Origin of the sequence: Clostridium sp. OS1-26 (genome assembly GCF_030915445.1) — a bacterium.
Classification (GTDB): domain Bacteria; phylum Bacillota; class Clostridia; order Clostridiales; family Clostridiaceae; genus Clostridium_AM.
The window spans coordinates 1,436,368-1,449,137 of record NZ_CP133264.1 but is presented as its reverse complement, the minus strand read 5'-3'; the positions used below and the strand labels follow the sequence as shown (position 1 = coordinate 1,449,137).

Annotated in this window: 4 protein-coding genes, 2 tRNA genes, 3 rRNA genes and 2 pseudogenes; all 11 read right to left on the bottom strand. The window is 38.7% G+C overall.

Annotation, left to right across the window (positions count from 1 at the left end; all coding sequences use genetic code 11):
* Positions 1-2: 2 nt before the first annotated feature.
* The 11 genes and pseudogenes from RCG18_RS07260 to remB all read right to left on the bottom strand — a co-directional run bounded on the left by RCG18_RS07260 (position 3) and on the right by remB (position 12,753).
* A pseudogene (locus tag RCG18_RS07260) lies at positions 3-1,165 on the bottom strand (DUF362 domain-containing protein).
* Between the two features lie 33 nt (positions 1,166-1,198).
* Positions 1,199-1,714 (bottom strand): transcription repressor NadR, encoded by a 516-nt coding sequence (locus RCG18_RS07255; protein ID WP_308040666.1) that lies wholly within the window; start codon positions 1,712-1,714, stop codon positions 1,199-1,201.
* Positions 1,715-1,836: 122 nt separating this feature from the next.
* Positions 1,837-2,331, bottom strand: coding sequence for an HDIG domain-containing metalloprotein (locus RCG18_RS07250; protein WP_308040665.1), 495 nt, complete (start codon positions 2,329-2,331; stop codon positions 1,837-1,839).
* Positions 2,332-2,432: 101 nt separating this feature from the next.
* Positions 2,433-2,508 (bottom strand) — tRNA-Ala (locus RCG18_RS07245).
* 5 nt (positions 2,509-2,513) lie between these two features.
* Positions 2,514-2,590: transfer RNA gene (locus tag RCG18_RS07240), tRNA-Ile, on the bottom strand.
* A gap of 7 nt (positions 2,591-2,597) precedes the next feature.
* A 5S ribosomal RNA gene (gene rrf / locus RCG18_RS07235) occupies positions 2,598-2,714 on the bottom strand.
* A gap of 202 nt (positions 2,715-2,916) precedes the next feature.
* A 23S ribosomal RNA gene (locus tag RCG18_RS07230) occupies positions 2,917-5,811 on the bottom strand.
* A gap of 257 nt (positions 5,812-6,068) precedes the next feature.
* Positions 6,069-7,577, bottom strand: a 16S ribosomal RNA gene (locus RCG18_RS07225).
* Together the 16S, 23S and 5S rRNA genes with 2 tRNA genes alongside form the textbook arrangement of a ribosomal RNA operon.
* Before the next feature lie 508 nt (positions 7,578-8,085).
* A pseudogene (gyrA, locus tag RCG18_RS07220) lies at positions 8,086-10,544 on the bottom strand (DNA gyrase subunit A).
* A 16-nt stretch (positions 10,545-10,560) separates the two neighbouring features.
* A complete protein-coding gene (gene gyrB, locus RCG18_RS07215; protein WP_308040664.1) occupies positions 10,561-12,474 on the bottom strand; it encodes a DNA topoisomerase (ATP-hydrolyzing) subunit B in 1,914 nt (637 codons plus the stop codon).
* Between the two features lie 15 nt (positions 12,475-12,489).
* Complete coding sequence (gene remB / locus RCG18_RS07210; protein ID WP_178906159.1) at positions 12,490-12,753, bottom strand: extracellular matrix regulator RemB; 264 nt, start codon at positions 12,751-12,753, stop codon at positions 12,490-12,492.
* Positions 12,754-12,770 lie beyond the last annotated feature (17 nt).

Genomic DNA, 12,770 nt, shown 5'->3' with positions numbered 1-12,770 from the left:
AATCACCTCTTATTCATTTTTAGTATTTTTCCTAATATAGAATATTTGGTTTCTATTGCTCCACAAGGACATAATTCTTGACAACAAAAACATCTAATACATTCCTTCATATTCCATGTGGGTTGAACTTTCCCTTGACTATTTATCATCTTTATAACTCTTGGTTTTTCAGGACAAACCTCTTGGCACCTTTTACAACTTATGCACTTTTCTGCTACAAGCGATGGATCTGGTGCTATTAGATCCCTTAAAAAATTAGTTACTCCAGGACTTATAAAGTAAAAATTTCCTCCTTTTCTACAAAGTTCAAAATCTTTTGATTTCATACTTTCAATATCTTCACCTAAAACTTGTATATCTTTAGGCAGTACTGTTCCCCAATTATGATCATACGCTTCTTTCAGCACTGGTATATCTAATGGATTATCATAACCTATAAGTCTTACTGCCGTTGAGTCTACTGCCGTTACACTTTTACCCATGATCATCGTATTCATTTTTTTAGGTTTTCCACTCTTGGGTCCATTTCCCTCCATAGCTACAATACCATCAAGTATGGCAAAATTTGTGTTAACTAAAGAGTTAAGATCTAATAGCATTTTACAAAAATTATTTGCTTCAGGCATTCTTGTATGCCAAGTTGCCTTTAATGTTCCAGGAATACACCCAAACTGATTTTTTACAGCTCCCGTAAAATAAGCCATAGCATGAGTTTTAAGCTTAGGGAGAGTTATGAGAACATCTGCTTCATAAGGTGCTTTTGCTACGGTCCATGATTTGCATAATATTGATTCATCAAACTTTACATGAGTAGATTTCTTAAAATCTTCAAATTTTACATTGTATTTTTCTGCTACTTTTAAGAGTCCTGATTTTTCTGCTGCTTTTTTGCTTCTCCGAATCCAGGCGAATCTCCAAATGATATGTTACTTGAATAGTCCTTTATAATTTTGATAACAGCTTCAAATACATTAAAATTTGTAATTACTGGTGAACCAGCTTCCTCTATTGCTAACATATTAGGCTTTAATAAAACTTTGCTGTTGTATGGTATAAGTTCTCTCAAAAATTTATCTCCACCTAATAAATCAAATCCTTCTCTTAACTTTTCTTCTATAAGTTTAGTATTATATTCTTCACATCTTAATAGTACAACCTTTTCCATAGCACTTCTCCATTCTATGACTATTATAATTATTTAATCAGATACTAAGTAGTTTTTAGCTTTTAATTCTTGAATTATATTTTGTATTATATCATTATTTTCTGCTGCAATAGTATGAAGATGCACCCCACCAGTTAGAATAAGGAGCGGTTCTGCTTTATATTCATTAATTCTTTTCACGAAATTTTCTATGTCATAGAATGTTTTAGCCATAATCATCCCTCTTATTTCACCGTATAAAGGATGTTCAACTATAACATCCTCTACAATACCTCCAAATTTAACTATTATTTTTAATTCCTCTTCAATATTGGCGGTTATATGTGATACTGCAATTACTTTCTTTACTACACTCTTTTCTTCTTTATGTATTAAATATCCTTCTGGAGTCGCTATAATTTTTTTACCTTCGGCTCTTAAAATGGCAATGTCTTTTACTATAACCTGCCTTGTCACCCCTAACTCTTCTGCTAGTATATGTCCTTTTTGAGGATTATCACCTTTTCTTAATAATTCCTCTATATAGTTTCTTCTTTCTTTTGAATTCATATTTACCTCCATTAGAACATATAAAATTATCTTAATTTAAAAACTGCTAAATATAACCATATCTATATATTACCATTATATCAGATAAAAATAAAATTATATTTAACTTTATATAATTTTACTTAATTTTTATCATCACATTCTCTCAATATATCCAATTCTTTGTTACCTTTTATTTCAAAATTATGATGATTTTCAATCAAGTATAGTAAGTTCTTATCATAACTATATTTCTCTAATATATCGCAACCTAACTTACCATGATTGTAATAAACATTTAACTTTTCTATTTTAGATAACCTTTTTATACTTCCTTTTGTTATATTATCTGCCATAACTATTATCGACTTGTCTATGACACTTAGCTTTTTTATGGTTTTTCCTATATCATGCAATAACGCTGCCTTTATAAGTAAATTTGAATCTATATTTTGTTGTTTACAAGTATATTCTACATCATATGCAACTTTAACAGAGTGCTTTTGCTCCGATTTAGACAATTTATAAAACAATTTTAATTCACTTGGATTTAAATATTGGTTTATAAATTCTCTATCCTTCTCTTCAACTTTAGAACTTATGGACCAATAAAATTGCTTTACTCTATAGAAATCCATTGATATACACCTCTCAATCTGAACTCCTACTCTTATTATAGAATATTTTTTTATTTTGCAAAATAAAAAAATACCTGTAACTTCTGTTACAGGTATTTTTATGGTGGAGATAAAGAGATTCGAACTCTTGACCCTCTGCGTGCAAGGCAGATGCTCTCCCAACTGAGCTATACCCCCATAAATGGTGGACCTTCAGGGACTCGAACCCCGGACCAACCGGTTATGAGCCGGTTGCTCTAACCAACTGAGCTAAAGATCCATATTAGACCTGGCGACGACCTACTCTTCCACAGGGTCTCCCCTGCAGTACCATCGGCACTATGAAGCTTAACCTTCGTGTTCGGAATGGGAACGGGTGTTACCTTCACGTCATAATCACCAGATGTTGATTTCTTCTAAATCTTTGATTTAGCTAAAGAATCAGTACTCCTCAGCTCTGCCGAGTGAGTCTCATATCTACTACAGTTTTATATTATACTGGATTCGCTTAAGTTTGTCAACATTTTTTTTATGTTTATCAAACTTTTTCAGGAACATTGAGTAATTTGCACATTTGTTCTCTGAAAATTGCACAGTGAATTATATTTGGTCAAGCCCTCGACCTATTAGTATCAGTCAGCTGAACATGTTACCATGCTTACACCTCTGACCTATCAACCTTGTGTTCTTCAAGGGGTCTTACTAGCTTACGCTATGGGAAATCTAATCTTGAGGTGGGCTTCACGCTTAGATGCTTTCAGCGTTTATCCCGTCCCGACATAGCTACCCAGCTGTGCTCCTGGCGGAACAACTGGTGCACCAGAGGTCAGTCCATCCCGGTCCTCTCGTACTAAGGACAGCTCCTCTCAAATTTCCTACGCCCGCGACGGATAGGGACCGAACTGTCTCACGACGTTCTGAACCCAGCTCGCGTGCCGCTTTAATGGGCGAACAGCCCAACCCTTGGGACCTACTTCAGCCCCAGGATGCGACGAGCCGACATCGAGGTGCCAAACCTCCCCGTCGATGTGGACTCTTGGGGGAGATCAGCCTGTTATCCCCGAGGTAGCTTTTATCCGTTGAGCGATGGCCCTCCCACGAGGAACCACCGGATCACTAAGCCCGACTTTCGTCCCTGCTCCACTTGTATGTGTCGCAGTCAGGCTCCCTTCTGCCTTTGCACTCTACGAACGATTTCCAACCGTTCTGAGGGAACCTTTGGGCGCCTCCGTTACTTTTTAGGAGGCGACCGCCCCAGTCAAACTGCCCACCTAACAATGTCCCGTGACCAGATTCATGGCCGCCGGTTAGAATCCCAGTACTGTCAGGGTGGTATCCCAAGGATGACTCCATAAGAGCTGACGCCCTTACTTCTCAGTCTCCCACCTATCCTGTACAGACAATACCGAAACTCAATGCTAAGCTACAGTAAAGCTCTACGGGGTCTTTCCGTCCAATCGCGGGTAGCAAGCATCTTCACTTGCACTACAATTTCGCCGGATTTGTTGTCGAGACAGTGCCCAAGTCATTACGCCATTCGTGCGGGTCGGAACTTACCCGACAAGGAATTTCGCTACCTTAGGACCGTTATAGTTACGGCCGCCGTTTACTGGGGCTTAAGTTCACACCTTCGCTTGCGCTAAGTGTTCCCCTTAACCTTCCAGCACCGGGCAGGCGTCAGCCCCTATACATCAGCTTTCGCTTTAGCAGAGACCTGTGTTTTTGCTAAACAGTTGCTTGGGCCTATTCTCTGCGACCTACTTGCGTAGGCACCCCTTATCGCTAACTTACGGGGTCAATTTGCCGAGTTCCTTGACAACAATTCTTCCGCTGGTCTTAGGATTCTCTCCTCACCTACCTGTGTCGGTTTGCGGTACGGGCACCAACTTCCTCCATAGAGACTTTTCTTGGCAGCGTGGAATCAGATACTTCGCCCGAAATGGCTCCCCATCACACCTCAACATTGACTAAACGGATTTGCCTGTCTAGTCTGTCTAAGTGCTTAGACACACATCCAATAGTGTGCACATCTTATCCTCCTGCGTCATCCCATTTGTAATAACGTCAGTTGGCGGTATCGGAATATCAACCGATTGTCCATCACCTACGCCTTTCGGCCTCGGCTTAGGTCCCGACTAACCCTGAGCGGACGAGCCTTCCTCAGGAAACCTTAGGTTTTCGACCAATAAGATTCTCACTTATTTCTCGCTACTTATGCCAGCATACTCACTCCTGTACAGTCCACCGCTCCTTTCGGTACGACTTCAATCCATACAGGAAGCTCCTCTACCGCTCTTTCGAGCCCATAGCTTCGGTGGTAAGTTTTAGCCCCGGACATCTTCGGCGCAGGATCTCTCGACTAGTGAGCTATTACGCACTCTTTGAATGAGTGGCTGCTTCTAAGCCAACATCCTAGTTGTCTTAGAAATCCCACATCCTTTTCCACTTAACTTACACTTTGGGACCTTAGCTGATGATCTGGGCTGTTTCCCTTTTGACCACGGATCTTATCATTCGTAGTCTGACTGCTGAGATTCAAGTATATGGCATTCGGAGTTTGATAGGGTTCAGTAACTGTTGTCAGCCCCTAGCCCATTCAGTGCTCTACCTCCATTACTCATTCTCAACGCTAGCCCTAAAGCTATTTCGAGGAGAACCAGCTATCTCCGAGTTCGATTGGAATTTCTCCGCTATCCACAGCTCATCCCATGGTTTTTCAACACCAACGTGGTTCGGTCCTCCACGGAATTTTACTTCCGCTTCAACCTGTCCATGGATAGGTCACCCGGTTTCGGGTCTACGACATGCAACTTATTGCCCTATTCAGACTCGGTTTCCCTTCGGCTGCGCACCTTAAGTGCTTAACCTTGCTACATATCGTAACTCGCTGGCTCGTTCTACAAAAAGCACGTCATCGCACGTAAAAGTGCTTTGACCGGTTGTGGACACACGGTTTCAGGTTCTATTTCACTCCCCTCCCGGGGTTCTTTTCACCTTTCCCTCACGGTACTGCTTCACTATCGGTCACCAGTTAGTATTTAGCCTTGGGAGGTGGTCCTCCCTGCTTCCCACAAGGTTTCACGTGTCTCGTGGTACTCTGGAGCAGATCTCGTTGCTATTCTTTTCACTTACAGGGCTGTTACCTTCTACGGCGGAGCCTTCCAGCTCTCTTCAATTAAGAAATCACAACTTTTATGATCTGTCCGCAACCCCAGGAACAAGTTCCTGGTTTGGGCTCTTTCCCTTTCGCTCGCCGCTACTTAGGAAATCGATTTTTCTTTCTCTTCCTCCGGGTACTTAGATGTTTCAGTTCCCCGGGTATATCCCTATAAACCTATGAATTCAGTTTATAGTACACTACGTTAGTAGTGTGGGTTGCCCCATTCGGAAATCTTCGGATCACAGGCTATTTGCGCCTACCCGAAGCTTATCGCAGCTTATCACGTCCTTCTTCGACTACTGGTGCCAAGGCATTCACCATGCGCCCTTTGTAGCTTGACCATTCATCCGAAAATTGGTTTCTATCAATTTTCTTTGCTTAGTTATAAATCTACAAAGGTTACTTACTTATATAATAAGTAGTTTTACCTTCAGCTTTACTTTTATTTATATATCACTGTGCAATTTTCAAAGAACAATTGAAGATTTATTTTATCATGTTGATTATTTGAAATCAACCGGTAAATAATCCCTCAAGATTAAACAGAGTGTAAACTCAAACCTTCAAGATAGAATTACCTATCTTGTCGACTCCTTAGAAAGGAGGTGATCCAGCCGCAGGTTCTCCTACGGCTACCTTGTTACGACTTCACCCCAATCACTAACCCCACCTTCGGCCGCGTCTTCCTTACGGTTAGACTACGGACTTCGGGTGTTGCCAGCTCTCATGGTGTGACGGGCGGTGTGTACAAGGCCCGGGAACGTATTCACCGCGACATGCTGATTCGCGATTACTAGCAACTCCAGCTTCATGTAGGCGAGTTTCAGCCTACAATCCGAACTGAGGGTAATTTTATAGTTTTGCTCCACATCACTGTATTGCTTCTCTTTGTATTACCCATTGTAGCACGTGTGTAGCCCTAGACATAAGGGGCATGATGATTTGACGTCATCCCCACCTTCCTCCCGGTTAACCCGGGCAGTCTCACTAGAGTGCTCAACTTAATGGTAGCAACTAATGATAAGGGTTGCGCTCGTTGCAGGACTTAACCTAACATCTCACGACACGAGCTGACGACAACCATGCACCACCTGTCTTCCTGCCCCGAAGGGCTTCCTCCATTACGAGTAATTCAGGAGATGTCAAGTCTAGGTAAGGTTCTTCGCGTTGCTTCGAATTAAACCACATGCTCCGCTGCTTGTGCGGGCCCCCGTCAATTCCTTTGAGTTTTAATCTTGCGATCGTACTTCCCAGGCGGAGTACTTATTGTGTTAACTGCGGCACAGAAGGGGTCGATACCTCCTACACCTAGTACTCATCGTTTACGGCGTGGACTACCAGGGTATCTAATCCTGTTTGCTACCCACGCTTTCATGCCTCAGCGTCAGTTACGGTCCAGAGAGTCGCCTTCGCCACTGGTGTTCTTCCTAATCTCTACGCATTTCACCGCTACACTAGGAATTCCACTCTCCTCTCCCGCACTCTAGACTTCCAGTTTGAAATGCAGCACCCAAGTTAAGCCCGGGTATTTCACATCTCACTTAAAAATCCGCCTACGCATCCTTTACGCCCAGTAAATCCGGACAACGCTCGCCACCTACGTATTACCGCGGCTGCTGGCACGTAGTTAGCCGTGGCTTCCTCCTTTGGTACCGTCATTATCGTCCCAAAAGACAGAGCTTTACAACCCGAAGGCCTTCATCACTCACGCGGCGTTGCTGCATCAGGCTTTCGCCCATTGTGCAATATTCCCCACTGCTGCCTCCCGTAGGAGTCTGGACCGTGTCTCAGTTCCAATGTGGCCGATCACCCTCTCAGGTCGGCTACGCATCGTCGCCTTGGTGAGCCTTTACCTCACCAACTAGCTAATGCGCCGCGGGTCCATCTCAAAGCGGATTACTCCTTTAATTAGTTCTCCATGCGAAAAACTAATGTTATGCGGTATTAATCTCCCTTTCGGGAGGCTATCCCCCTCTTTGAGGCAGGTTACCCACGTGTTACTCACCCGTCCGCCGCTAATCCACCCCGAAGGGTTTCATCGCTCGACTTGCATGTGTTAGGCACGCCGCCAGCGTTCGTCCTGAGCCAGGATCAAACTCTCAATTTAAAAGTTTGAATGCTCATTACTGTTGTTTTTGACTACTAACAAGTAGTTCAAAAGAATTGCTGGTTTAGTTTACTTAATAAAAATCATCTTGATTTTTAACCTCTGTTTAATTTTCAAGGATCATGTCGCTCTCTCTCAGCGACTATTGTAGTTTATCACATCTTCTTAACTTTGTCAACAATTTTTTTAAGTTATTTTTCATTAAACTTTTGTGACAAATTTATTGAACTTTTATAGTTTATCATTGCAATTCAGCTTTGTCAATATTATTTTTTAATCATCAAAGCTAAATTTTTGTCGCATCAATTGACGACAAGAAGTATTTTATCAAAATTATATTATGTTGTACGCAACTACTAACCATATAATATAATTTACCTTCAATTCCCTTCATGATAAATAGGTTTTTCTCATTATTTTTTATACTGATACACGTGGTACAGTTTGTTAACATTATTTAAAAAAGAGGTTAGATTATATAATCTAACCTCTGCTTTATTATAGCATTTTACTCTTCAACGTTTTCCGCATCTTCAATATTTTCAATTTCATCACTATAATTTATTTTAGCAATCGCAACTACCTTTTGTTCTTCTTCAGTTCTCATTAATGTAACTCCACTAGTATTTCTACTAGTAGTAGATATTCCAGATACATTAATCCTTATAGCTACATTACTACTGTTGATAAGCATCATTTCATCTTCATCTTTTACTACTCTTGCTCCGACTATTGAACCTGTTTTGTCATTAACCTTATAGGTTATAATTCCTTTACCACCTCTTCTATGGGCAGTATATTCAGAAACAGGAGTTCTTTTTCCAAATCCATTTTCACTTATAACTAAAACATCTTGATCCTCAGCTACAATATCCATAGCTACGGCTATATCACTATCTCTTAAAGTTATAGCTCTTACCCCTGTAGCAGTTCTTCCCATAGGCCTTACATCTGTTTCTTTAAATCTTATTGCGTAACCATTTTGGGTAAATACAAGAATTTCACTTTCTCCTGTAGTCATCTTAACACCTATAAGTTCATCACCATCTTTTAGGTTTATAGCATTTAGGCCATTTTTTCTAATAGATGAGTACTGGCTCATCTGTGTTTTTTGATTAAACCTTCTTTAGTTCCCATTATGAAATAATTATTTTCATCAAACTCTTTAAAGCTTATAACTGCCTGTATTTTTTCATCACTCTCTATAGGTATTAAGTTTATAACATTAGTTCCCTTTGCTGTTCTTCCTGCATCAGGTATTTCATAACCCTTTAATTTGTGAACTCTTCCTCTATTCGTAAAGAATAAGATATTATTATGAGTAGAAGTTATAAACATATGTTCTACAAAGTCATCTTCCTTTGTAGCCATTGCCTGTATTCCCTTTCCCCCTCTCTTTTGAGCAGAATAAGTATCTGCTGATATCCTCTTGATATATCCTGCATGAGTAAGGGTTATTACAACTTCTTGCTCTTGTATTAAATCTTCTATATTAATTTCATCGTTATTTATTTGTATTTCTGTTCTTCTTTCATCGCCATATTTATTCTTTATCTCAGTAAGCTCTTCTTTTATTATACTTAAAACTAAATCTTCTTTTTCTAATATTTCTTTCAAATAAGCGATATTCTTCATCAGTTCGTCATATTCTTGCTCAATTTTATCTCTTTCAAGACCTGTAAGTCTTTGTAACCTCATATCAAGTATAGCCTGAGATTGCTTTTCTGAGAGGTTGAACTCGTTCATAAGGCCATTTCTTGCTTCTTCAGCATTCTTAGATGATCTTATAATATTTATTACTTGATCTATATGATCAAGTGCAATTTTTAAACCTTCTAAGATGTGCGCACGTGCAAGTGCTTTATCTAAATCAAATATGGTTCTTCTTCTTATTATTTCCTTTTGGAAATCTAAATAATGAACAAGAATTTGCTTTAAATTTAAAACTTGTGGCTCATTATTTACTAAAGCAATCATTATAATACCAAAAGTATCTTGCATTTTAGTGTGCTTATAGAGCTGATTTAATACTATATTAGGATTAGCATCTCTTTTTAGCTCTATTACGATTCTCATACCTTCCCTATCTGACTCATCTCTTATATCTGATATACCTTCTATCTTCTTATCCTTAACTAAATCTGCCATATTCTCTATAAGCCTTGCTTTGTTAACCTGATAAGGTAGTTCAGTTACAATAATTCTATGCCTTCCTTTTTCTTCTTCAATGTCAGCTTTGGCCCTTACAATAACCTTTCCTCTACCTGTTTCATACGCAGATCTAATTCCAGATGTACCAAGTATAATTCCAGACGTAGGAAAGTCTGGTCCCTTAATTTCAGTCATTAACTCTAAAATAGAGGAATCAGGATTATCAATAAGCATAGCTAAACCATTTATAACTTCTGTTAAGTTATGTGGTGGTATGTTAGTAGCCATTCCTACTGCAATCCCTGCTGATCCATTGACAAGCAAGTTAGGAAATCTTGACGGTACTACAGAAGGCTCTTGTTCCTCACCATCGAAGTTTGGAATAAAGTCTACTGTGTTTTTATTTATTTCCCTAAGCATTTCAAGAGTTATTTTGCTCATTTTTGCCTCGGTATATCTCATTGCAGCTGCACTATCTCCATCAACAGATCCAAAGTTTCCATGACCATTAACTAGTGTATATCTTATAGAAAAATCTTGTGCCATTCTAACCAACGCATCATAAACAGCTGTATCTCCATGAGGATGATATTTACCTAAAACGTCTCCAACAATTCTTGCACATTTTCTATAACCTTTCTCTGGAGTTAATCCAAGTTCGTACATAGAGTATAGAATTCTTCTATGTACAGGCTTTAATCCGTCCCTTACGTCCGGTAATGCACGACCTACAATAACACTCATAGCGTAATCTATATAACACTTTTTCATTTCATAGCTTATGTCTCTCGGTAAAACTTTTCCTTCATTAAACATCAATTACACCTCTTTGCTATATGTCTAAGTTTTCAACTTTCTTCGCATTTTCCGTTATGAATTCTCTACGTGGTTCTACCTTATCACCCATAAGTATAGTGAAGATCTCATCAGCAGCCATGGCATCACCTACTGTTATCTGTAATAGTGTTCTTTCTTCTGGGTTCATAGTGGTATCCCAAAGCTGTGTAGCATCCATTTCTCCAAGACCTTTATATCTCTGAATATTTGTATTATTATCTTTTCCGCCCATCTCTTGTAATAATTTTTCTAACTCTTCATCACTATAAGCATATCTATCTTTTTTATTTTTTGTCACTTTATAAAGTGGTGGCTGAGCTGCATATACGTGTCCTTGCTCCACGAGTTCTTTCATGTATCGGTAGAAGAATGTAAGTAATAACGTTCTTATATGCGCACCATCTACATCTGCATCTGTCATTATGATTATTCTATTATATCTTATTTTTTCTACATCAAAATCTTTACCGATTCCTGCTCCAAAGGCTGTTATCATAGATCTTATTTCTTCGTATCCTAAGATTTTATCCAGTCTTTGTTTTTCAACATTCATTATTTTACCACGAAGAGGTAATATGGCTTGAAATCTTCTATTTCTTCCTTGCTTTGCAGAACCACCAGCTGAATCACCCTCTACTAAATAAATTTCACATTCTAAAGGGTCTTTAGATGAACAATCAGCAAGCTTTCCAGGTAAGGAAGTACTCTCAAGAACAGACTTACGACGAGTAAGTTCTCTTGCTTTTCTAGCTGCTTCCCTAGCACGCGCTGCCATTAATGCTTTATCAAGTATATTTTTAGATACCTGTGGATTTTCTTCTAGAAAAACACTTACTCTTTCTCCAACTATACTGTCAACTATGCCACGTACTTCACTGTTACCAAGCTTAGTCTTAGTCTGACCTTCAAATTGAGGATCTGTTAATTTTACTGATATAACAGCTGTTAAGCCTTCCCTTATATCTTCACCGGATAGATTTTTATCATTTTCTTTTAATATTCCAAACTTCTTAGCATAATCATTAAAAACTCTTGTAAGTGCTGATTTAAAACCTGCCAGATGTGTTCCACCTTCGATAGTATCTATGTTGTTGGCAAATGAAAAAATATTTTCAGCATAGCTATCGTTATATTGAATAGCTATTTCTACTGAATAATCATCCTTCTTTCCTTCGATATATATTGGATCTTTATGAACTGTCTCTTTATTTCTATTTAAGTAAGTAACAAAAGATTTAATACCGCCTTCATAATGAAATACTTCTTTTTTATCGTTTCTCTCATCATTTAATGTTATCTTTATACCCTTATTTAAAAATGCAAGTTCTCTAAGTCTTTGTGCTAGGGTATCATAATCATATTCTATTTCATCAAATATGTCGCTATCAGGCTGAAAATGTGTTTTTGTTCCATGCTCATCACTATCGCCTACTATTTCTAGCCCAGTTATAGCTTTACCTCTTTTGTAAACTTGTTTCCATATGTGACCTTCTCTTTTAACTTCAACTTCGCATAACTCTGAAAGCGCATTTACAACTGATGCTCCAACCCCATGTAGTCCACCAGATACTTTATATCCACCGCCTCCAAATTTACCACCTGCATGAAGTACTGTCATTATGACTTCTACTGTTGGCTTTTGCATTTTAGGATGTATACCAACAGGCATACCCCTACCATCATCAATAACGGTTATAGAATTATTCTCATGTATAGTTATATCTATATTTTGGCAGAATCCAGCTAGTGCTTCATCTATACTATTGTCTACTATTTCATATACTAAATGATGAAGCCCTCTAGAGCTAGTACTGCCTATATACATTCCTGGTCTTTTTCTTACTGCTTCTAACCCCTCTAATACTTGTATCTGACTTTCATCATAAACTTGTTTTTTTTCTTCTGTCATATCTATCCTCCTATCTTAAGGCTCATAATACAGAAGTTCTGATCTTTTTGTTAAAGTTGCTGAAGATATAGGGGATAAATAAACCTTACTCTTTTTATCCACTTCAGCTATTATAAATGACTTTGGTTTATCCTTAGTTATCCTTTGAACAAAACCATCTTCCTCAGCCATTCTTAAAAATTGGATTGTATCAGAACTATACATTGAAGTTTCCATGTCAAATATTCCAATTATATCTTTTATCGGTACTACTACATTTTCTCCTAAATGCAGAAACATAAGCTAATCCCCTTTCA